We start from the raw sequence: 19,377 nt of genomic DNA, 5'->3' as shown, positions 1-19,377 counted from the left end.
GAGCACGATAGCACTCTCTAAAACGAACGCTCTACTCCATTGCGCGCGCGGATACGATCGGCACCATGCAGAAGACCAAGGGCGGCACGGCCGGCGCCGGGCCGGCCGCAACGGACGGCGGCACGGCCGCCCCCGGCACCCGCGACCGGATCCTCGCGGCCACCGCGCGGCTGCTCCAGCGGCAGGGCTACGAGGCGAGCGGCATCAAGCAGATCGCCCGCGAGGCCGACGCCACCCTCGGCTCCGTCTACCACTTCTTCCCCGGCGGCAAGCAGGCGCTGGCGGCCGAGGCGATCCGGCACAGCGACGACGAGATGACCGAGCTGCTGCGGACGGCGATGGCCGGCGCCGAGGACCCCGCCGACGCCGTCGTGGCCTGCACCCGAATGCTCGGCGAGGCGCTGCGCGCCTCCGGCTGGACCGACGGCTGCCCGGTCACCACCACGGCCCTGGAGGCCGTCGGCCGCGCCCCCGACCTGGAGCGTGCCTGCGCCGAGGCGCTCCAGCACTGGCAGGACGTGCTGCGCGACAAGTTCCGTACCGCCGGCATCGCCGCGGGTGACGCGGCCGACCTGGCCCTCACCGTCATGAACACCCTGGAGGGCGCGGAGATGGCCGCCCAGCTCCGGCGCAGCGAAAAGCCGCTCCAGGTGGCGGGACACCATCTGGAGCGGCTGATCAGGCTCTACCTGTAGGCCGGCCGGGAGCGGCCTCAGTCGTTCTCCGCCACGGCCTCCGCGAACTGGGCCGAGTACAGCCGCGCGTACGCGCCGTCCGCCGCCAGCAGGGCGTCGTGCGTGCCCTGTTCGACGATCGAGCCGGACTCCATGACCAGGATCAGGTCGGCGTCGCGGATCGTGGAGAGCCGGTGCGCGATCACGAAGCTCGTCCGGCCCGACCGCAGCTGCGCCATCGCCTGCTGGATGAGGAGCTCGGTACGGGTGTCCACCGAGCTGGTCGCCTCGTCCAGGACCAGGATCGCGGGCTCGGCGAGGAAGGCACGGGCGATCGTGATCAGCTGTTTCTCGCCGACCGAGACGTTGCCGCCCTCCTCGTCGATGACGGTCTCGTAGCCGTCGGGGAGGGTGCGCACGAAGCGGTCGACGTGGGTGGCCTTCGCCGCCTCGACGATCTTGTCCATCGAGGTGCCCTCGGGGGCGCCGTACGCGATGTTCTCCGCGATGGTGCCGCCGAAGAGCCAGGTGTCCTGGAGCACCATGCCGATGTTCGCGCGCAGCTCCTCGCGGGCCATCGCGGCGACGTCCACGCCGTCCAGCGTGATCCGGCCGCCGCTCACCTCGTAGAACCGCATGAGGAGGTTGACCAGCGTCGTCTTGCCGGCCCCGGTGGGCCCGACGATGGCGACGGTCTGGCCGGGGCTGACGGCCAGCGAGAGGTCATCGATGAGCGGCTTGTCCTCGTCGTACCGGAACGAGACGTTCTCGAAGGCGACGTTGCCCCGCACATGGTCGGGGCGCGGCGGCTGCTGCCGGTCCGGCTCCTGCTCCTCGGCGTCCAGCAGCTCGAAGACCCGCTCGGCCGACGCGACGCCGGACTGGACCAGGTTGGCCATCGAGGCGACCTGGGTGAGCGGCTGGCTGAACTGCCGGGAGTACTGGATGAACGCCTGCACGTCACCGATGGAGAGCGCGCCCGAGGCGACGCGGAGGCCGCCGACCACGGCCACCAGGACGTAGTTGAGGTTGCCGATGAACATCATCGCGGGCTGGATGACGCCGGAGATGAACTGCGCCTTGAAGCCCGCTTCGTAGAGCGCCTCGTTCTCCTTGCGGAAGATCTCGGCGGACTCCTGCTGGCGGCCGAAGACCTTGACCAGGGAGTGGCCGGTGTACATCTCCTCGATGTGCGCGTTGAGCGTGCCGGTGGTCTTCCACTGCTGGACGAACTGCGGCTGCGCCCGCTTGCCGATCCGGGTGGCGACCACCACCGACACCGGCACGGTGAGCAGCGCGACCAGCGCCAGCAGCGGCGAGATCCAGAACATCATCGCCAGCACGCCGACGATCGTCAGCAGCGAGGCGACGATCTGGCTGAACGTCTGCTGGAAGGTCTGCTGGATGTTGTCGATGTCGTTCGTCGCGCGGGACAGCACCTCGCCGCGCGCCTGCTTGTCGAAGTAGCTCAGCGGCAGCCGGGCCAGCTTCTCCTCCACCTGCTCGCGCAGCCGGTAGACGGTCCGCTGCACCACCGTGGTGACGATGCGGGCCTGCACGAAGCCGAAGAGGGAGGACGCGAGGTAGATCGCGAAGACCCAGAGGAGCACCGTGCCGACGGCGCCGAAGTCGATGCCGTGGCCGGGGACCACCGGCATCGTGCCGAGGATGTCGGCCAGCCCGTCCTTGCCCTGATCCCGCAGGGCCTCGACGGCCTGCTCCTTGCTGATCCCCGCGGGCAGCTGCCGGCCGACGATGCCGGCCATGATCAGGTCGGTGGCGTGGCCGAGCACCTTGGGCCCGGCGACCGTCAGCGCGACGCTGACCGTGCCGAGCAGCAGCGCGACGGTGACGATGGCGCGCTCGGGCCGCATCTGGCGCAGCAGCCGCTTGCCCGAGCCCTTGAAGTCCATGGACTTCTCGGTGGGCTGGCCGCCCATGAAGCGGGCCGGGCCCGCACCGGGTCTGGGGCCCGCCTGCGGGGCCGCCTTCTGCGGGGCCGCGCCCTTCGCCGGGGAGCTGCCCTTGTCTGAGGAGCTGCCCTTGTCCGGGGTACTCACGCCGCCTCCTGCTCGGTGAGCTGGGAGAGCACGATCTCCCGGTACGTCTCGTTCGCCGCCATCAGCTCGGTGTGCGTACCCGTGCCGACGACCCGCCCCTCGTCCAGGACCACGATCCGGTCGGCCCCGCGGATGGTGGACACCCGCTGCGCGACGATCACCACGGTCGCCCGGCCGGTCTCGCGGGCCAGCGCGGCCCGCAGGGCGGCGTCGGTGGCGTAGTCCAGCGCGGAGAAGGAGTCGTCGAAGAGGTAGATCTCGGGCTTGCGGACCAGCGCGCGGGCGATGGCCAGGCGCTGCCGCTGACCGCCGGAGACATTGCTGCCGCCCTGCGCGATCGACGCCTCCAGGCCGCCCTCCATCCGCTCGACGAAGTCGCGGGCCTGCGCGGTCTCCAGCGCGTGCCACAGCTCCTCGTCGGTGGCGTCCGGCTTGCCGTAGCGCAGGTTGCTCGCGACGGTCCCGGAGAAGAGGTACGGCTTCTGCGGTACGAGGCCGATGGCGTCGGAGAGGGTGCGCGGGTCGAGTGCGCGCACGTCCTCGCCGTCCACGAGCACCGCGCCGCCGGTCGCGTCGAACAGCCGGGGCACCAGGCCGAGGAGGGTGGACTTGCCGCTGCCGGTGGAGCCGATGACGGCGGTGGTCTCGCCGGGGCGCGCCACGAGGGAGACGTCCTTCAGGACCGGCTCCTCGGCGCCGGGGAAGCGGAACTCCACGCCGCGCAGCTCCAGCTCGCCGTGGCGGCACAGCTCGGTGATGCCGGCGGCCGGCGGGGTGACGCTGGTGTCGGTGGCCAGTACTTCCTGGATGCGCTCGGCGCAGACCTCGGCGCGGGGCAGCATCATGACCATGAACGTGGCCATCATGATCGACATCAGGATGTACATGAGGTAGCTGAGGAAGGCCGTCAGCGCGCCGATCTCCATGCCGCCGCTGTCGATGCGGTGCCCGCCGAACCAGACGACGGCCACGCTGGAGGCGTTCACGATCAGCATGACCAGCGGGAACATCATCGACATCAGCCGGCCGGCGCGCAGCGAGACGTCGTACAGGTCGGTGTTGGCCTTCTCGAAGCGGGTCCGCTCGTGCTGGTCCCGGACGAAGGCGCGGATGACCCGGATGCCGGTGATCTGCTCGCGCAGCACGCGGTTGACGGTGTCGATGCGCTCCTGCACGCCGCGGAAGAGCGGCCGCATCCGCCGGACGACCATCGCCACCAGCACGCCGAGCAGCGGAACGATGACCAGCAGCAGGCCGGAGAGCGGCACGTCCTGGTTGAGCGCCATGACGACGCCGCCGATCATCATGATCGGCGCCGCGACCATCATCGTGAACGTCATCAGCACCAGCATCTGGACCTGCTGGACGTCGTTGGTGGTGCGGGTGATGAGCGAGGGCGCGCCGAAGGAGCCGAGCTCGCGCGCGGAGAAGGACTGCACCCGGTCGAAGACGGCGGCCCTGATGTCGCGGCCCAGCGCCATGGCCGTACGGGCGCCCAGGTAGACGGCGCCGATCGCGCAGACGATCTGCAGCAGCGTCACGGCGGCCATGAAGCCGCCGGTGCGGAGGATGTAGCCGGTGTCGCCCGCGACGACACCGTTGTCGATGATCTCGGCGTTGAGGGTGGGGAGATAGAGCGTGGCCAGCGTCTGGACGAGCTGGAGCAGCACGATCAGGGATATCGAACGTCTGTGGGGGCGCAAATGCGCCATGGCGAGTCGGACCAGCACGCGCCGAAGCCTATGCGAACGTTTGCCCGCAGCAACCGATATTTCTGTCTTACGGGGTTCCGGCCGCGAGGCTTTGCCATCCCTTGCCCGGGGCCGCGCGTCCGGCGGCGTAGGCCATCATGGAGGCGGCAACGAAGGAGAAGGGGCCGTCCGTGACAACAACAGGCACCGTCCGCTACTGGGCGGCGGCTAAGGCCGCGGCCGGCACGGCCGAGGAGCCGTACGCCGCGCGCACACTCGCCGAGGCGCTGGACGCGGCGCGCGCGGCGCACGAGGCGAACCCGGAGTTCGCCCGCGTCCTGCTGCGCTGCTCGTTCCTCGTCGACGGCACCGCGGTCGGCAGCCGCGACCACGCCGCGGTCCCACTGTCCCAGGGCGGCACCGTCGAGGTCCTCCCACCGTTCGCGGGAGGATGAGCGCCGAGATGAGCGACCAGCAGCACGGCCCGTACTACGGGCAGCACGATCCTTACGGACAGCAGTACGAGCCGCAGGGCCCGTACGCGGGCAGCCAGGAATACGCCCAGGACACGTACGCCCCGGGCCAGTACGCCCACGCCCAGGGCCCGTACGCCAACGGCCAGGACCCGTACGCCGATCCGTACGCGCAGCCGCAGGCGCCGTACGCGCAGCCGCAGACGCAGACCTGGGACGGCGCGACCTGGGAGACCGACGCGCGGCAGCCCGCGCACGCCTACGCCGCGGCAGAGACCACCCACCTCCCCGCTCAGCAGGCGGAGCACCAGGACGCGGCGCCGCACGCGCCCGCGCAGCGGGCCGCTGCCGACGACGACCTCTCGCGCCTCGCGCCCAACCAGCGCGCCCGCGCCCTGGGCCACTCGCCGATCATCCCGCCCGGCTTCCGGCCCGCCGCGCTCACCGCGGGACTCGCCGTGCTGCTCGTGCTGGCGGCGCCGCTGCCCCGGGTGTTCCCGGCCGTGGTGGTCGCGGTCCTGCAGGCGGTCACGGCGGCCGGCTGGTTCCGGCTGAACGGCATGTGGCCGGCCCGCCAGGGCATCGCGCTGGCGTTCCTCGGCGGCCTGGTCACCGACGTCGCGCTGCTGGTCACCGGCCGGGACGACGCGCCCGTTGTGGGCATCGGCACGCTCGGCGTGTGGTGCCTGTTCGTCCTCGTCCTGCAGCTGCGCAACCGCAGCAGCGCGGACGAGCGGATGTACGCGCTGACCGCGGGCCTCACCTCGTCCGCGCTGGCGGTGCTGGCCGCCGGCCACCTCGCGGCCGAGCCGCACGCCACGGTCACCGGCGCCGTGGCCGTGGCGGTCGCGGTGCTCGCCCGCGCGCTGCCGCTGCCCGGACCGGTCTCGGTGGTACTGGCACTGCTGGCCGCTACCGGTGCGGGGATCGCGGCCGGACAGTTCGGCGGCGACGGCGCGGCCGGTGCCGTCCTCGGCTTCGCGGCCGGCGGCTGCGCGCTGATCGGCCTGCGGGTCGCCAGCTACGACTACCCCTCGCGGTTCGTGCACCTGACGGCCGGCGTCGCGCTGCCGCTGGCGCTCGCGGCCCCCGCCGTCTACGTCCTGGGCCGCACCCTGGGCTGAGCGGATTCCCGGTATCAGCGCGCAACCTCTTCAGGCCGGTCACGCTCCTTACGGAGGAAGCGTGACCGGCCTGTTCATGCCGTCGCACAAGGTGCCCGGTTAGGCTCGGCGTCACACCGAAGCATGGGGGGAAGGGGTTCGATGCGTGCTCTGAGAAGGCTCTTGGTGTTCTTGGTCGTCGTCGCGGCGCTGTTCGTTGCCGCCGACCGGCTGGCCGTGAACTTCGCCGAGGACAAGGCCGCCGAGAAGATACGGGGCAGCCTGGGGCTGAGCGAGACGCCCCAGGTGTCCATCAAGGGTTTCCCCTTCCTCACCCAGGTCGCGAGCGGCACCCTCACCGAGGTCGACGCCTCGCTCGGCGGCATCGAGGCCACCGCCGAGGGGCACCGGCTGCGGGTCACGGAGCTGTCCGCCCGGTTCCACGACGTGAAGCTGAGCGGCGACTACACCTCCATCGAGGGCGCGGCCTCGGCGACCGGCGAGGCCCGTATCGGCTACGCCGACCTGACCAGGGCGGCGGGGGACGGCGTGCGCATCTCGTACGGCGGCACGAGCGGCGGCAGGAGCCAGGTCAAGATCTCGCCGGACATCCCCGTGCTCGACTCCCTCGACGTGGTCGGCACCGTCTCGACGGTGGGCGGCGACACGATACGGCTGCGCGCCGACGAGCTCCCGACGCTGTGCACCGCGGTCCCCGGCTGCGAGGACAAGGTGCGGGCCCGTACGGATCACGACTGGAAGCTGGGCGAGCTGCCGGCCGGGCTGAAGCTGGACCGCGTGACGACCACCCGCGACGGCATAGCGATCTCCGCGAAGGGCACCGACGTCAAGCTGCCGGGCTGACCCGACGGCCACCACGGAGGCCCTTGTCCATACCTTGAGACGGGCTTGTCCGTACCGCGACCCATGGCGGCCGTCCGGCCCGCCGCCGGACGGCCCGCGCACAGCCGTACCCACCCTCCGCTTCCACATCCCGGACGCTCACGTCTCACCATCCGACACACCGGTGACACGCCCCACCGTCCCTCTTTACGATCGGAGCCATGCAGAGCCTGATGAGCCGTTCCCGTACGCGGGGACAGGCGGATCTCACGAAGCGGCGGGCAGTCGACCTGTGCCGCGTCGCCGCCATGCTCTGTCGCTCTGTCTGACGGGTTTCTGCCCCCCGTCCTCCCGGCCGTGAGGCCATTCCGCCCGTACCCCCGCGCAGCGCCGCGCGCCTCTGATGCCGCCGCGCGTACCGGCGTACTCCTGCGCAACCGCATCCGAAACTGCCCCGGAGGAGAAAACCATGAGCCGTAGCGACGTCCTCGTCGACGCCGACTGGGTCGAGGCCCACATCGACGACCCCAAGGTGGTCCTCGTCGAGGTGGACGAGGACACCTCGGCCTACGACAAGAACCACATCAAGAACGCGGTCCGTATCGACTGGCAGCAGGACCTGCAGGACCCGGTGCGCCGTGACTTCGTCGACCAGGAGGGCTTCGAGAAGCTCCTGTCGGAGAAGGGCATCGCCAACGACGACACCGTCGTCCTCTACGGCGGCAACAACAACTGGTTCGCCTCCTACGCTTACTGGTACTTCAAGCTCTACGGCCACCAGGACGTCAAGCTCCTCGACGGCGGCCGCAAGAAGTGGGAGCTGGACTCCCGCGACCTGGTCGACGGCTCGCAGGTGCCGAACCGCGCGAAGACCGAGTACAAGGCCAAGCCGCAGGACACCTCCATCCGCGCCTTCCGCGACGACGTCGTGAACGCGATCGGCAACAAGAACCTGGTGGACGTCCGCTCCCCCGACGAGTTCAGCGGCAAGCTGCTCGCCCCGGCGCACCTCCCGCAGGAGCAGTCGCAGCGCCCCGGCCACGTGCCGAGCGCCCGCAACATCCCGTGGTCGAAGAACGCCAACGACGACGGCACCTTCAAGTCCGACGAGGAGCTCAAGGCCCTCTACGAGGACGAGCAGGTCGACCTGGCGAAGGACACCGTCGCCTACTGCCGCATCGGTGAGCGCTCCGCGCTCACCTGGTTCGTGCTGCACGAGCTCCTGGGCCAGGAGAACGTGAAGAACTACGACGGCTCCTGGACCGAGTACGGCTCGCTCGTCGGCGTGCCGATCGAGCTCGGCGCCAACAAGTAAGCCCCGACCCACCCTCCCTACCCCTCAAGGAATTCCCATGTGTGGAGCACAGGCCGGCGGCCCCGACGCGTCGACCATCAAGCCCGGCGAGACCACGATCCAGGGCAGCGTGACCAAGAACGGCGAGCCCGTCACCGGTTACGTCCGCCTGCTGGACAGCACCGGTGAGTTCACCGCCGAGGTCCCCACCTCGGCCACCGGACAGTTCCGCTTCTACGCGGCCGAAGGCACCTGGACGCTGCGCGCGCTCGTCCCGGGCGGCACCGCCGACCGCACCGTGGTCGCCCAGCAGGGTGGCCTCGCGGAGGTCGCCATCGCCGTCTGACGCGGACCGTCCCGGACGGTCCGCACACGGCCGGAGGGCCGCGCCCCAGGGGTTTGGACGCCTTGACGGGGGTGCGGTCCTCCGCGCTTCCCGCCCTCCGTACGGCTCGCCGCGACGGAGGGCGCAGCGCTGTTCAGGCCCGCCACGCGGATCTACCGTGGAGGTATGTCCGTGCAGCGCCGCCACCGCAGGTACTACGCCATGATGGCCACCTGCATCGCGCTCTTCGTCCTGGCGTGGGGCGTCGTGCGGCTGTGGTCCGTTCCCGCTGCGGTGGCGATGTGCGTGGTCGCCATGGTCATCCCGCCCTTCGCGGCGATCGTGGCGAACCGCAGGGAGCCGGGTGAGCGCTGGTGGGACGAGTCCGGCGACCCGGAGTCCGACCGCTGGTGGCGCGAGCTGGACGACAAGGACCACCGGTGAGCGCCCGTCCGGCCCCTGGGGCGGACCTCACAGCGCCGTCGCTCCCCGCGGCGACTAGACTCACCTACGGTCCGTAAACCCTCACTCTGTCCGAGGAGCGCGCTCGTGCTTGAGGCATTCTTCACCGCCCTGCTTGTCCTGGTCGCCGTCGGCGTCGTCGCCTTCGCCGGTCTGACCTGGAAGAAGCTGTACCAGGGTCAGCGCTGACCGCGCCCGGACCGAGACTGTCCACCTCCTATAGATCGCCTGAGCTCTCATGATCGAGATCCCGTCCGACCTGAACCCGGCCCTCGTACCGCTGGCCTTCCTCCTGGGCAACTGGGAGGGCGCGGGCGTCGCCGACTTCCCCGGCACCGAGAAGTGCAACTTCGGGCAGGAGGTCACCTTCTCCCACGACGGCCGTGACTTCCTGGAGTACCACTCGCACAGCTGGGTGCTCGACGGCGAGGGCAAGAAGGTCCGCCCGCTGGAGTCCGAGAGCGGCTACTGGCGCATCGACAAGGACCGCAAGGTCGAGATCGTCATGGTCCGCGACCAGGGCGTCGTCGAGGTCTGGTACGGCGAGCTGGCCGACCAGAAGCCGCAGATCGACCTGGCGACGGACGCCGTGGCCCGTACCGAGGCCTCCGGCCCGTACAGCGGCGGCAAGCGGCTGTACGGCTACGTCAACAGCGACCTGATGTGGGTCGGCGAGAAGGCGACGCCGGACGTCCCGCTGCGCCCGTACATGTCGGCCCACCTCAAGAAGGTCGCGGACGCCGACCTCAAGGAGTGGGCGGAGAGCCTGCCCGAGGACATGCCCGACGGCGTCTCCTTCTTCAACCCGGACGGCACGCCCTACAAGCCGTAACAGCGCGCCGACGGGCGTACCTACACTGGGGGCGTGGTGACCACCGACTGGCAGAGCGACCTCCGCAAGCGCGGATACCGTCTGACGCCCCAGCGGCAGCTCGTGCTGGAGGCGGTCGACCGGCTGGAGCACGCCACGCCCGACGAGATCCTCACCGAGGTGCGCAAGACGGCGGGCGGCGTCAACATCTCCACGGTCTACCGCACCCTGGAGCTGCTGGAGGAGCTGGGCCTCGTCAGCCACGCTCACCTCGGGCACGGCGCGCCCACGTACCACCTCGCCGACCGGCACCACCACATCCACCTGGTGTGCCGGGACTGCACCGAGGTGATCGAGGCCGACCTGTCGGTCGCCGCGCCCTTCCGGGAGACGCTGCAGAAGACGTTCGGGTTCGACACGGACCTGAAGCACTTCGCGATCTTCGGCCGGTGCCGGGAGTGCACCGCGAAGGCGGCCGGCGAGGACGGGGACACCGCTCCCGGTACGGACTGACCTCCCGGTACTACCGGGACGTACGCTGGAGCACATGCTGCGTCCATCAGAAGCCAGCCCCCTGCTGTCGCTGCCCGGTGCCGTCCCCGCCGAGGCCCCCGACGAAGGCGTCGCCGCGCACTACGGCGACCTCTTCCGCGAGCAACGCGCCCTTGCGGACGGCGCGGGCTTCGTGGACCTCTCGCACCGCGGCGTGCTCGCCGTCTCCGGCCCCGAGCGGCTGAGCTGGCTGCACCTGCTGCTCACCCAGCACGTCAGCGAGCTGGCGCCCGGCCACGCCACCGAGGCGCTGATCCTCTCCGCCAACGGCCACATCGAGCACGCGGTCTACCTCGTCGACGACGGGGAGACGACCTGGCTGCACACCGAGCCCGGCACCCAGGAAGCGCTGCTCGCGTACCTGGAGAGCATGAAGTTCTTCTACCGGGTCGAGGTGGCCGACCGTACGGACGAACTGGCCGTCGTGCACCTGCCGGCCGGCTCCATCGCCGAGACGCCCAAGGACGCCGCCGCCGTCCGCGAGACGCCGCACGGCCGCGACCTCTTCCTGCCGCGCGCCTCCCTGGAGGACTTCGCCGGGACACACGGGCCGGCGATCGGCGTGCTGGCCCTGGAGGCGCTGCGCGTCGAGGCGCACCGGCCGCGGCTGGGCCTGGAGACCGACCACCGCACCATCCCGCACGAGCTGGGCTGGATCGGCACGGCCGTCCACCTCCAGAAGGGCTGCTACCGCGGCCAGGAGACCGTCGCCCGCGTCCACAACCTGGGGAAGCCGCCGCGCCGGCTGGTCTTCCTGCACCTGGACGGCAGCGAGGTGAAGCTGCCGGGGCACGGGGCGCCGGTCCGGCTCGCCGCCGACGGCCCCGAGGGGCGCCAGATCGGGTTCATCACGACCTCGGCCCGCCACCACGAGCTGGGGCCGATCGCGCTGGCCCTGGTCAAGCGGAACGTGAAGGCGGACGCCGAACTGATGGCGGACGGCACGGCGGCGGCTCAGGAGATCGTGGTCGAGCCGTAGCGGGCGCTGCCCGCTTCAGACCTCCAGGAGCACCGTGAACGGGCCGTCGTTCGTCAGCGAGACCTTCATGTCCGCGCCGAACCGGCCCGTTTCCACCTGCGCGCCGAGTGTCCGCAGCTGCGCGACGACCTCGTCCACGAGCGGCTCGGCGACCGGCCCCGGCGCCGCCGCGTTCCAGGTGGGGCGGCGGCCCTTGCGGGCGTCCCCGTACAGCGTGAACTGGCTGATCACCAGCAGCCCCGCGCCCGTGTCCGAGCACGACTTCTCACCGTCGAGGATCCGTACCGACCACAGCTTGCGGGCCAGCTGGGCGGCCTTCTCCGGGGTGTCGTCGTGCGTCACGCCGACCAGGACGCACAGGCCCTCCCCCACGATCTCGCCGACGGTCTCGCCGGCCACGTCGACACGTGCGCCGTTCACTCTCTGCACCACTGCTCGCATACCGCCATGATGCCGGTCGCCACCCCAGGCCACCCCCGCGGGTGCGGGGCGCTCCACCACCCGGACAGCCCAACCGCGGCGCCCGTCTTACCCCCACACGGACCGTTCGCGGGCCAATGACCCTGCGCGCGCACCTCTCGCAGTGGCACGATGCCTGCACGCGGTGCGCGGGACCACGTGGCTCCGGACCGCGCCGCACGAGGGGACGGACACACGCATGAGCACCGCCGGCACCGGGCAGACATCCTCCGGTTCCGTACCTTTTGCCCGTACATCCGCCCAAGGGGCAGCGGCGGTCTCCGCGCGCGGGCCCCTGCCCCTGCCGACGACGATGTCCACGTCCCGGCCCGAGCCGTCGCCCCCGACCGGGCGCCCGGCGCGGCCCGGCGACCGCACCGAGGATGGCCCCATGCTTCCCGCAGGCCCGGCTCAGCCCCGCCCTCCGCTGCAACGCGACCGCTTCCGTCCGGCCCCCCGGCCCGACCTCTCGGGTCGCGGCCTGCCCGAGATCCGCAGGCTGCGCCGGGACGCGCAGCAGGAGGAGGCCGACCTCAGCTACGTACGGCGGCTGCTCCAGGGCCGGATCGACATCCTCCGCGCGGAGGCAGCGCGGCGCGCGGCACCCCAGACCACGGTCCTGGACCGGCTGCCGGAGATCCTGACGGACGAGCCCTCGCGGCACCGCTCCTCCGCCCGGCACGTGACGGTCGGGACGCCGCACAGCGAGGAGTACCGCCGGCTGGCCGAGGACATGCTCGGCGAGGTCGAGCTGTCCGACCTGGGCGCGCGCACGGACGCCGAGCTGCGGGAGGCGATGGGCCGGCTGGTCCAGTACGAGCAGCAGGTCTCGCTGCGCCGCCAGTCGCTCCAGCGCACGGCCGACGATTGCAGCGCGGAGATCGCCCGCAGGTACCGTGAAGGGGAAGCACAAGTAGACGACCTGCTCTCCTGACCCGGCGGCCGACCGCCGTCCGGTCCTCGCGGGAGGCGGGTCCGCGACCCCGGAAGGCCCGCGATGACCTCCTCCGCCGACACGCCCGGTGCGATAACCGAGCAGCAGCCGTCCCTCCCGCCCGTGCTCGCCGAGGTCGTCCGCTCCGGCTTCGTCGAGGGCGTGCACCGCGGCTCGCTGGTCGTCCTGGCCGCGGACGGCAGCGTGGACCTGGCCCTGGGCGACGTGGCCGCACCGGTCTTCCCGCGCTCCACGAACAAGCCGATGCAGGCCGCCGCGATCCTCCGCGCGGACCTGGACCTCTCCGGCGAACGCCTGGCCCTGGCTGCCGCCAGCCACTCCGGAGAAAGCTTTCACCTCGATCTCGTGCAGAAGATGCTCGCCGAGTACGACCTCACCCCCGAGCAGCTGCAGACCCCGCCCGACCTGCCGCTCGACCCGGCCGAGGCGGAGAACTACCTGGCCGCCGGCAAGGTCCGCGACCCGCTGACCATGAACTGCTCCGGCAAGCACACCGCGATGCTCGCCGCCTGCGCCGCGAACGGCTGGCCCCTGGAGAACTACCTCGACCAGCACCACCCGCTCCAGCGGCTGGTCCTGGAGGCCGTACGGGACGCGAGCGGCGAGTCCGTCGACCACGTCGGCACCGACGGCTGCGGCGCGCCCCTGATGGCCCTCTCGCTGACCGGCCTGGCGCGCGCGTACCGGCACTTCGTCCTGGCCGCGCCCGGCACGCCCGAGCGCCGGGTGGCGGACGCGATGCGCACCCACCCGGAGTACGTCGCGGGCACCCGCCGCCCCGACACCTGGCTGATGCGGGAGATCCCCGGCGTGCTGTCGAAGATGGGCGCCGAGGCCGTACAGGCGCTGGCGCTGCCCGACGGCCGTGCGCTCGCCTTCAAGGTCGACGACGGCGCGACCCGCACGCTCGGCCCGATACTCGCCCGCACGCTGCGTCTGATGGGCGTCGACGCGCCGGTCCTCGGCCGCATCGCGGACGTCCCGCTGCTGGGCGGCGCCGAGCGCGTGGGCGAGATCCGGGCCGCGGCGTTCTGAACCGGCGGCCGGCGCGCTGACGTTGCCCCGCCCGGCGCGCCGTTAATCCGGACGACAACCCGTCAGGACGGTGGCTAGCGTACGCACATGAGCCTTGAGGTGCGCGCGGTCGACGAGGCGGAGTTCACCGGCTGGATGGAGGCGGTGGCCACCGGCTTCACCCGGCCGCCGGGGACGCTGACCAAGGAAGAGATCGAATTCCGCCGCGGCGGCGCCGACTTCGCCCGTATGCAGGGCGGTTTCGACGACGGGCACTGCGTCGCGACCTTCCGCAGCTTCGCGCAGGAGCTGACCGTCGTGGGCGGCGCCCGGGTGCCGGCCGACGCCGTGAGCCAGGTGACCGTCTCGCCCACGCACCGCCGCCGCGGCCTGCTCAGCCGGATGCTCGAACGGGACCTGGCCGCGGCGCGCGAGCGCGGCGAGGCGGTGGCCACGCTGATCGCCGCGGAGTACCCGATCTACGGGCGGTACGGCTTCGGGCCCGCCACGCATTTCACCGAGTGGCGCATCGACGTGGCCCGCGCCCAGCTCGGCTCCGGCCGTCCGGGGGCTGAGAACGGCGGCCGGGTGGAATTCGTGAGCCCCGCCGAGGTGCGCGCCCTCGGCCCGGCCCTGCACGACCGCTTCCGGGCACGACAGCACGGCGCGGTCTCGCGCAACGCGCGCTGGTGGCAGCTCGCGACCGGCGAGGTCCAGTGGCCGGCGCTGGAATGGAAGGAGCCCTTCCACGCCGTGTACCGGTCGGCGTCCGGCGAGGTCGACGGCCTGGTCACGTACGCCTGTGACGACCGCTGGGAACAGAAGCAGCCCGAACAGACCGCCTACGTCAGAAAGCTGATCGCGGTCAGCCCGGAGGCCGAGCGCGCCCTGTGGCACTTCCTGTGCTCGATCGACTGGGTGTGGCACGTGCGGACCGGGGAGCGCCCCCCGGACGACACCCTGCCGCTGCTGCTCGGCGACCCGCGCGCCGCGAACATCGAGGAGCACGCCGACTACCTGTGGATCCGGCCGCTGGACGTGCCGCGCCTGCTGACGGCGCGGACGTACGCGGTGCCGGGGTCCCTGGTGCTGGAGGTGGCCGACGCGGCCGGGTACGCCGCCGGCCGGTACCACCTCGACGCCGGGCCCGAGGGCGCCACGTGCACGCCCACGACGCGCTCCGCCGACCTCACCCTGGACGTACGCGACCTGGCCTCGCTGTACCTGGGCGACGAGTCGGCCACGCGGCTCGCGGCGCTCGGCAGGATCCAGGAGGACCGGGCGGGCGCGGTGGCCACCGCGGACGTGCTGCTGCGGGCCGCGCGGCGGCCGTGGTGCCCGGACATGTTCTGAGGCGTCCTGCCGCCGACTCGCCGTCCGCGGCCCTGGCCTGCATAAAGTGGCGGGTGCAAGCGCACACCACGACAGCAGGAGGCCGACAGCATGAGCGAGACGACCCCAGGCGCGCAGGGGCCCGAGTCGATCGAGCACGCGCACGACCCCGAGGTGCTGCAGCTGGCGGCCAAGGTCTTCGACCTGGCCCGGCACGGCGACACCGACACCGTCGCCGCATACGTGGACGCGGGGGTGCCCGCCAACCTCACCAACGAGAAGGGCGATTCGCTCATCATGCTGGCCGCGTACCACGGCCACGAAGCGACCGTCGAAGCCCTGCTCCAGCGCGGCGCGGACGCCGACCGGCCCAACGACCGCGGCCAGACCCCCATCGCGGGCGCCGTCTTCAAGGGTGAGGACGCCGTCGTACGGCTCCTCCTCAGCCACGGCGCCGACCCGAACGCGGGCACTCCGTCGGCGGTCGAGACGGCCCGCATGTTCGAGAAGAAGGAACTTCTCCAGCTGTTCGGCGAGGGGTGAGGGGCGGGGGCTGAGGGATAGCGGTTGAGGGAACGGGGCTGCGGGCTAGCGGCTGAGGGGCGGGGCGGGGTGCTTCCGTGAGGCGCGCGCCCGCCCCGCGCCGGCCCGGCAAGCTTGACCTCAAGTTTTCTTGAGGTTCTAGCGTCGTCTCCGCATTCCTTCACCGCTTCAGAGAGGCATGTCATGTCTGCGGAGACCATCAACCTCGCCGTCATCGTCGGAAGCACCCGGGAGGGCCGCTTCGCGCCCGTCGTCACGGACTGGTTCACCGCTCACGCGGCCGCCCGCCCGGACCTCGGCGTGGACGTCCTGGACCTCGCCGAGATCCAGCCGTACGCGCTGCGCGGCGGGCCCGGCGCGGAGGCGTTCGCCAAGCGTGTCGACGCGGCGGACGCCTTCGTCGTGATCACCCCGGAGTACAACCACTCCTTCCCCGCCCCGCTCAAGCACGCCATCGACCTGCTGCACGCGGAGTGGCAGGCCAAGCCGGTCGGCTTCGTCTCCTACGGCGGGATCTCCGGCGGCCTGCGCGCCGTGGAGCAACTGCGCCTGGTCTTCGCCGAACTGCACGCCACGACGGTCCGCGAAACCGTCAGCCTCCCCATGGCCGGACAGCTCTTCGACGGCCGGGGCCGGCTGCACGCCCCGGAGGGCCCGGACCGCGCGGCCGCCGCCCTCCTGGACCAGCTGACGTGGTGGGCCCACGCCCTGCGCGACGCCCGCCTCGCCAGGCCGTACGCGGGCTGACGGACCGGACCGGCACCTGACGCGGGCGCGCGGAGCGGCCGGTCGGGTGCCGGCCGCCGCGGGGCGGCAAGTCGGGCGTCGACCACCGCGGGGCGGCTAGTCGAGCCTCGACCACCGCGGGGCGGCTACCGGCCGTCGCCCGGGATCACCCGGTCCACCAGGGCTGGTGCGGGGCGGCTCGGCAGGTGCCGGCCGCCGCGGTCCGGCTACCGGCCGTCGCCGGGGATCACCCGGTCCACCAGGGCGGCGATCAGCCCGTCCGTCTCCTCGCCCGGCACCACACCCGGCAATGTGAGCTGCTCCAGCATCAGGCCCGTCATCGCGAGGTACATCAGCATCACCGCCGTACGGTCCCCCGGCAGCCCGCCCTCCTCGTGGAAGCGGATGTCGTCCTCCAGCACGCCCCGCAGGGTGGCGGTCAGCTCCGCGCGCAGCTCGGGCCGCCGGGTGGCCTCCAGGCGCAGCTCCAGCATCGCGAGGTAACCGGTGCGGTTCGCGGTCACCCGGCGGTTGATCCAGCCCATCAGCTCGGTCACCAGCTCACGGCCGTGCGGCGCCTTCATGACCTCGGTGACCTCGTCCGGGTCCGGCGCGATGCGCTGGTGGATCTGCCCCGTGACCTGCGCGAGCAACGCGTCCCTGCTGGCGAAGTAGTTGGAGGCGGTGCCCTTCGGCACGGCCGCCTCCGCGTCCACGGCACGGAACGTCAGGCCACGCGCGCCGTCCCGCGCCAGCACCTCGATCGCCGCGTCCACCAGCGCCGTACGCCGCTCCGGATTGCGCACCACCGGCACCCTCCTCGCAATTCCCTTGCAACCACTACGCCCAACGTACTACAACTAGAGTACTTCGATTCACTACAAGCGGAGTGGTTGGCGGCACCGTGCCACCGACCGGGAGGGAACCGCATGCGCTTCGAAAAGCTCGGCATCGCCGTACTCAGCGACGACACGGCTGCCAGCGGCCGCTTCTACACCGACCACTTCGGCTTCACCCAGGTCGCCGACCTCGGCTGGTACGTCAGCCTGCACCACCCCGAACACCCCGCGTACGTCCTCGACTTCGTCCAGCGCGGCCACGAGAGCATGCCGGCGGGCTTCCGCACCCAGGACACCGCGGGCCTCTGCCTCGCCTTCCTCGTCGCGGACGCGGCAGCAGAGGAGGCCAGGCTGCGCGCCCGGGGCGTACGCATCACCGAGCCACTGCGCGACGAGCCCTGGGGCCAGCGCCGCTTCAACCTCGAAAGCCCGGAGGGGATCCTCATCGAAGTCCTCCAGACCATCGAGCCGGACCGGGAATGGCTGGCGGCTCATGGCGGGGGGTGAGCCATTCCTTGCCGCCGCCCTCGAGCCATCCCCTGCCGCCGCCCTCAAGCCATTCCCTGCCGCCGCCCTCAGAGGGGCCCCTCCTCGGGGCCCCTCCCCCCCACCCCCTCCCCACCCCCCATCTCAGGCCGCAGATCTCAGACCGCGGGCCTCAGACCGCGGGCCTCAGACCACAGGCCACAGATCCCAGACCACAGATCCCAGACCACAGGCCACGGATCCCAGACCACAGACCTCAGGCCACTACTTCGGTTCGTCGCCGGGAGGCGCGGGCGGGCGGCTCCACAGGCGTTCCATCTCGCGGCGGTCGCGCTTGGTCGGGCGGCCCGTGCCCCGGTCGCGGACCGGGACCTGCAGGGCCGTCGCGCGCGGGGGCGGGGGCGGGCTGTTGTCGACGTAGCACTCGACCGCGACCGGCGCGCCGACGCGCTTCTTCACGAGCCGCTTCACGACGACGATCCGCTCGCGTCCGGCGTGTCGCAGCCGGACCTCGTCGCCGGTCCGCACGCCGTGCGCCGCCTTCACGCGCTCGCCGTTGACCCGCACGTGCCCGCCCCTGCAGGCCGTGGCCGCCGCCGATCTCGTCTTCATGAGCCGCACGGACCAGATCCAGCTGTCGATCCGCACGCTCCCCTCGTCCTCACTCATGTCCCCGACTTTACGGCGGCACGGCGGGTGGCGCGGGGGCCTGTGGAAAACCCTCAGCGATTGACGAAGGCCAGGCTCGACGCGTCGTAGCGGGTGCCGGCGACCGCGTCGGCCGGGGCGACGGCGTCGATGGCCGCCAGCTCATCGGCGGACAGCCCGACGGCGACCGCGGCGACGTTCTCCAGCAGGTACTTCTCGCGGCGCGTGCCCGGGATCGGCACCACGTCGGCGCCCCGGTGCTGCACCCAGGCCAGCGCCAGCTGCCCGGCGGTGACGCCCTTTTCCACAGCCAGCTCGTCCAGCTTCTCGACGATGGCGAGGTTGCGTTCCAGGTTGCCGTCGGCGAAGCGCGGCTGGGTACGGCGTACGTCGCCCTCCGCCATCCCCTCCACGGAGGTGTACCGGCCGGTGAGGAAGCCGCGGCCGAGCGGCGAGAACGGCACGAGGCCGACGCCCAGCTCCCGGCAGACCGGTGCGATCTCCTGCTCCAGGTCGCGCGTCCACAGCGACCACTCGCTCTGCAGGGCGGCGATGGGGTGCACCGCGTGCGCCCGCCGGATCGTCGCGGCGCTCGCCTCGGAGAGGCCGAGGTGCCGCACCTTGCCCGCCGCGACCAGCTCCGCCATCGCCCCGACGGTCTCCTCGATCGGCACCTCGGGGTCGACGCGGTGCTGGTAGTACAGGTCGATGTGGTCGACGCCGAGCCGGCGCAGCGAGGCGTCGCAGGCTTCGCGTACGTACGCGGCGTCGCCCCGGATCGCGGTCGGCTCGCCGAGCTTGTTGGCGAAGCCGAACTTGGTGGCGATCACCGCCCGGTCGCGGCGGTCGGCGACGGCCCGCCCGACCAGTTCCTCGTTGTGCCCGGCCCCGTAGAAGTCGGAGGTGTCCAGGAGGGTGACGCCGAGGTCCAGGGCGCGGTGGATGGTCGCGATCGACTGCGCGTCGTCCGAAGCGCCGTACCCGTGACTCATCCCCATGCAGCCCAGCCCCTGGGCGGAGACGGTCAGATCGCCGAGCTGCCGAGTGGGAATGCCGGTCATGCGTAACCTCCTGGAAGTGCCCCGTCCCCCGTGGGCGAGGACCGTGT

The 19,377-nt window shown here is 71.9% G+C and carries 23 protein-coding genes; 17 read left to right on the top strand and 6 right to left on the bottom strand.

Features of this window, described 5'->3' with window-relative positions; genetic code table 11:
- Window positions 1-65 precede the first annotated feature (65 nt).
- The gene (locus ACZ6WH_RS22395) at window positions 66-695 is read left to right on the top strand and encodes a TetR/AcrR family transcriptional regulator (RefSeq protein ID WP_469730060.1); all 630 of its coding nucleotides are present in this window, start codon (window positions 66-68) and stop codon (window positions 693-695) included.
- A gap of 17 nt (window positions 696-712) precedes the next feature.
- Here the strand turns inward: ACZ6WH_RS22395 and ACZ6WH_RS22390 are convergent, their stop codons facing one another.
- Both ACZ6WH_RS22390 and ACZ6WH_RS22385 read right to left on the bottom strand, forming a co-directional pair.
- Entirely contained in the window at window positions 713-2,614 is a 1,902-nt protein-coding gene (locus ACZ6WH_RS22390; protein WP_469730645.1) for an ABC transporter ATP-binding protein, read from the bottom strand.
- Between the two features lie 116 nt (window positions 2,615-2,730).
- A complete protein-coding gene (locus tag ACZ6WH_RS22385) occupies window positions 2,731-4,464 on the bottom strand; it encodes an ABC transporter ATP-binding protein (RefSeq protein ID WP_469730059.1) in 1,734 nt (577 codons plus the stop codon).
- 119 nt (window positions 4,465-4,583) lie between these two features.
- On the opposite strand from ACZ6WH_RS22385, the gene ACZ6WH_RS22380 reads away from it, so the two are divergent.
- From ACZ6WH_RS22380 to ygfZ, 10 genes are all read left to right on the top strand, one after another.
- Window positions 4,584-4,880, top strand: coding sequence for a MoaD/ThiS family protein (locus ACZ6WH_RS22380; protein ID WP_432857661.1), 297 nt, complete (start codon window positions 4,584-4,586; stop codon window positions 4,878-4,880).
- An 8-nt stretch (window positions 4,881-4,888) separates the two neighbouring features.
- A complete protein-coding gene (locus tag ACZ6WH_RS22375) occupies window positions 4,889-6,022 on the top strand; it encodes a hypothetical protein (protein ID WP_469730058.1) in 1,134 nt (377 codons plus the stop codon).
- A gap of 165 nt (window positions 6,023-6,187) precedes the next feature.
- The gene (locus ACZ6WH_RS22370; protein WP_469730057.1) at window positions 6,188-6,865 is read left to right on the top strand and encodes an LmeA family phospholipid-binding protein; all 678 of its coding nucleotides are present in this window, start codon (window positions 6,188-6,190) and stop codon (window positions 6,863-6,865) included.
- 200 nt (window positions 6,866-7,065) lie between these two features.
- Window positions 7,066-7,173, top strand: coding sequence for a putative leader peptide (locus ACZ6WH_RS22365; protein WP_361558979.1), 108 nt, complete (start codon window positions 7,066-7,068; stop codon window positions 7,171-7,173).
- A gap of 140 nt (window positions 7,174-7,313) precedes the next feature.
- On the top strand, window positions 7,314-8,159 hold the full coding sequence (locus ACZ6WH_RS22360; protein ID WP_361558976.1) for a sulfurtransferase: 846 nt from the start codon (window positions 7,314-7,316) through the stop codon (window positions 8,157-8,159).
- Between the two features lie 37 nt (window positions 8,160-8,196).
- Window positions 8,197-8,484: a DUF1416 domain-containing protein gene (locus ACZ6WH_RS22355; RefSeq protein ID WP_469730056.1), complete on the top strand. Its 288-nt coding sequence runs from the start codon at window positions 8,197-8,199 to the stop codon at window positions 8,482-8,484.
- A 165-nt stretch (window positions 8,485-8,649) separates the two neighbouring features.
- A complete protein-coding gene (locus ACZ6WH_RS22350; RefSeq protein ID WP_432857654.1) occupies window positions 8,650-8,907 on the top strand; it encodes a DUF3099 domain-containing protein in 258 nt (85 codons plus the stop codon).
- Window positions 8,908-9,163: 256 nt separating this feature from the next.
- Window positions 9,164-9,757 (top strand): FABP family protein, encoded by a 594-nt coding sequence (locus ACZ6WH_RS22345; RefSeq protein ID WP_399714328.1) that lies wholly within the window; start codon window positions 9,164-9,166, stop codon window positions 9,755-9,757.
- A 33-nt stretch (window positions 9,758-9,790) separates the two neighbouring features.
- The gene (locus tag ACZ6WH_RS22340) at window positions 9,791-10,249 is read left to right on the top strand and encodes a Fur family transcriptional regulator (protein WP_469730055.1); all 459 of its coding nucleotides are present in this window, start codon (window positions 9,791-9,793) and stop codon (window positions 10,247-10,249) included.
- Window positions 10,250-10,283: 34 nt separating this feature from the next.
- Entirely contained in the window at window positions 10,284-11,267 is a 984-nt protein-coding gene (gene ygfZ, locus ACZ6WH_RS22335; RefSeq protein WP_469730054.1) for a CAF17-like 4Fe-4S cluster assembly/insertion protein YgfZ, read from the top strand.
- 15 nt (window positions 11,268-11,282) lie between these two features.
- On the opposite strand, the gene dtd is transcribed toward ygfZ, so the two are convergent.
- Window positions 11,283-11,708, bottom strand: a complete 426-nt coding sequence (dtd, locus tag ACZ6WH_RS22330) for a D-aminoacyl-tRNA deacylase (protein ID WP_432857646.1) — start codon at window positions 11,706-11,708, stop codon at window positions 11,283-11,285.
- Between the two features lie 409 nt (window positions 11,709-12,117).
- Between dtd and ACZ6WH_RS22325 the strand changes: the two genes are divergently transcribed.
- The 5 genes from ACZ6WH_RS22325 (at window position 12,118) to ACZ6WH_RS22305 (ending at window position 16,317) form a co-directional block, all read left to right on the top strand.
- On the top strand, window positions 12,118-12,660 hold the full coding sequence (locus tag ACZ6WH_RS22325; RefSeq protein WP_469730053.1) for an RsiG family protein: 543 nt from the start codon (window positions 12,118-12,120) through the stop codon (window positions 12,658-12,660).
- A gap of 63 nt (window positions 12,661-12,723) precedes the next feature.
- Complete coding sequence (locus ACZ6WH_RS22320; protein WP_469730052.1) at window positions 12,724-13,716, top strand: asparaginase; 993 nt, start codon at window positions 12,724-12,726, stop codon at window positions 13,714-13,716.
- Between the two features lie 87 nt (window positions 13,717-13,803).
- Window positions 13,804-15,048: a GNAT family N-acetyltransferase gene (locus ACZ6WH_RS22315; RefSeq protein WP_469730051.1), complete on the top strand. Its 1,245-nt coding sequence runs from the start codon at window positions 13,804-13,806 to the stop codon at window positions 15,046-15,048.
- A 90-nt stretch (window positions 15,049-15,138) separates the two neighbouring features.
- The gene (locus ACZ6WH_RS22310) at window positions 15,139-15,570 is read left to right on the top strand and encodes an ankyrin repeat domain-containing protein (RefSeq protein ID WP_432857641.1); all 432 of its coding nucleotides are present in this window, start codon (window positions 15,139-15,141) and stop codon (window positions 15,568-15,570) included.
- Between the two features lie 183 nt (window positions 15,571-15,753).
- A complete protein-coding gene (locus ACZ6WH_RS22305; RefSeq protein WP_469730050.1) occupies window positions 15,754-16,317 on the top strand; it encodes an NADPH-dependent FMN reductase in 564 nt (187 codons plus the stop codon).
- Between the two features lie 206 nt (window positions 16,318-16,523).
- Here the strand turns inward: ACZ6WH_RS22305 and ACZ6WH_RS22300 are convergent, their stop codons facing one another.
- A complete protein-coding gene (locus ACZ6WH_RS22300) occupies window positions 16,524-17,105 on the bottom strand; it encodes a TetR/AcrR family transcriptional regulator (RefSeq protein ID WP_469730049.1) in 582 nt (193 codons plus the stop codon).
- Window positions 17,106-17,225: 120 nt separating this feature from the next.
- Between ACZ6WH_RS22300 and ACZ6WH_RS22295 the strand changes: the two genes are divergently transcribed.
- Window positions 17,226-17,642: a VOC family protein gene (locus ACZ6WH_RS22295; protein WP_469730048.1), complete on the top strand. Its 417-nt coding sequence runs from the start codon at window positions 17,226-17,228 to the stop codon at window positions 17,640-17,642.
- A gap of 243 nt (window positions 17,643-17,885) precedes the next feature.
- Here ACZ6WH_RS22295 and ACZ6WH_RS22290 read toward each other — a convergent pair whose 3' ends face one another.
- Window positions 17,886-18,290 (bottom strand): RNA-binding S4 domain-containing protein, encoded by a 405-nt coding sequence (locus tag ACZ6WH_RS22290; protein ID WP_469730047.1) that lies wholly within the window; start codon window positions 18,288-18,290, stop codon window positions 17,886-17,888.
- A gap of 53 nt (window positions 18,291-18,343) precedes the next feature.
- Window positions 18,344-19,330, bottom strand: a complete 987-nt coding sequence (locus ACZ6WH_RS22285; protein ID WP_432857634.1) for an aldo/keto reductase — start codon at window positions 19,328-19,330, stop codon at window positions 18,344-18,346.
- Between the last annotated feature and the right edge of the window lie 47 nt (window positions 19,331-19,377).

The organism is Streptomyces sp. NPDC050806 (assembly GCF_055586425.1).
The sequence above is the reverse complement of the archived record's forward strand: the minus strand, read 5'-3'. Positions and strand labels throughout refer to the sequence as shown.

What these genes read in the sequence shown, in the direction of transcription:
- ACZ6WH_RS22395 (WP_469730060.1), top strand. Translation starts at nt 66, where the DNA reads ATGCAGAAGACCAAGGGCGGCACGGCCGGCGCCGGGCCGGCCGCAACG.
- ACZ6WH_RS22390 (WP_469730645.1), bottom strand. Translation starts at nt 2,614, where the DNA reads ATGGGCGGCCAGCCCACCGAGAAGTCCATGGACTTCAAGGGCTCGGGC.
- ACZ6WH_RS22380 (WP_432857661.1), top strand. Translation starts at nt 4,584, where the DNA reads ATGGAGGCGGCAACGAAGGAGAAGGGGCCGTCCGTGACAACAACAGGC.
- ACZ6WH_RS22375 (WP_469730058.1), top strand. Translation starts at nt 4,889, where the DNA reads ATGAGCGACCAGCAGCACGGCCCGTACTACGGGCAGCACGATCCTTAC.
- ACZ6WH_RS22365 (WP_361558979.1), top strand. Translation starts at nt 7,066, where the DNA reads ATGCAGAGCCTGATGAGCCGTTCCCGTACGCGGGGACAGGCGGATCTC.
- ACZ6WH_RS22360 (WP_361558976.1), top strand. Translation starts at nt 7,314, where the DNA reads ATGAGCCGTAGCGACGTCCTCGTCGACGCCGACTGGGTCGAGGCCCAC.
- ACZ6WH_RS22355 (WP_469730056.1), top strand. Translation starts at nt 8,197, where the DNA reads ATGTGTGGAGCACAGGCCGGCGGCCCCGACGCGTCGACCATCAAGCCC.
- ACZ6WH_RS22350 (WP_432857654.1), top strand. Translation starts at nt 8,650, where the DNA reads ATGTCCGTGCAGCGCCGCCACCGCAGGTACTACGCCATGATGGCCACC.
- ACZ6WH_RS22345 (WP_399714328.1), top strand. Translation starts at nt 9,164, where the DNA reads ATGATCGAGATCCCGTCCGACCTGAACCCGGCCCTCGTACCGCTGGCC.
- ygfZ (WP_469730054.1), top strand. Translation starts at nt 10,284, where the DNA reads ATGCTGCGTCCATCAGAAGCCAGCCCCCTGCTGTCGCTGCCCGGTGCC.
- dtd (WP_432857646.1), bottom strand. Translation starts at nt 11,708, where the DNA reads ATGCGAGCAGTGGTGCAGAGAGTGAACGGCGCACGTGTCGACGTGGCC.
- ACZ6WH_RS22325 (WP_469730053.1), top strand. Translation starts at nt 12,118, where the DNA reads ATGCTTCCCGCAGGCCCGGCTCAGCCCCGCCCTCCGCTGCAACGCGAC.
- ACZ6WH_RS22320 (WP_469730052.1), top strand. Translation starts at nt 12,724, where the DNA reads ATGACCTCCTCCGCCGACACGCCCGGTGCGATAACCGAGCAGCAGCCG.
- ACZ6WH_RS22315 (WP_469730051.1), top strand. Translation starts at nt 13,804, where the DNA reads ATGAGCCTTGAGGTGCGCGCGGTCGACGAGGCGGAGTTCACCGGCTGG.
- ACZ6WH_RS22310 (WP_432857641.1), top strand. Translation starts at nt 15,139, where the DNA reads ATGAGCGAGACGACCCCAGGCGCGCAGGGGCCCGAGTCGATCGAGCAC.
- ACZ6WH_RS22305 (WP_469730050.1), top strand. Translation starts at nt 15,754, where the DNA reads ATGTCTGCGGAGACCATCAACCTCGCCGTCATCGTCGGAAGCACCCGG.
- ACZ6WH_RS22295 (WP_469730048.1), top strand. Translation starts at nt 17,226, where the DNA reads ATGCGCTTCGAAAAGCTCGGCATCGCCGTACTCAGCGACGACACGGCT.
- ACZ6WH_RS22290 (WP_469730047.1), bottom strand. Translation starts at nt 18,290, where the DNA reads ATGAGTGAGGACGAGGGGAGCGTGCGGATCGACAGCTGGATCTGGTCC.
- ACZ6WH_RS22285 (WP_432857634.1), bottom strand. Translation starts at nt 19,330, where the DNA reads ATGACCGGCATTCCCACTCGGCAGCTCGGCGATCTGACCGTCTCCGCC.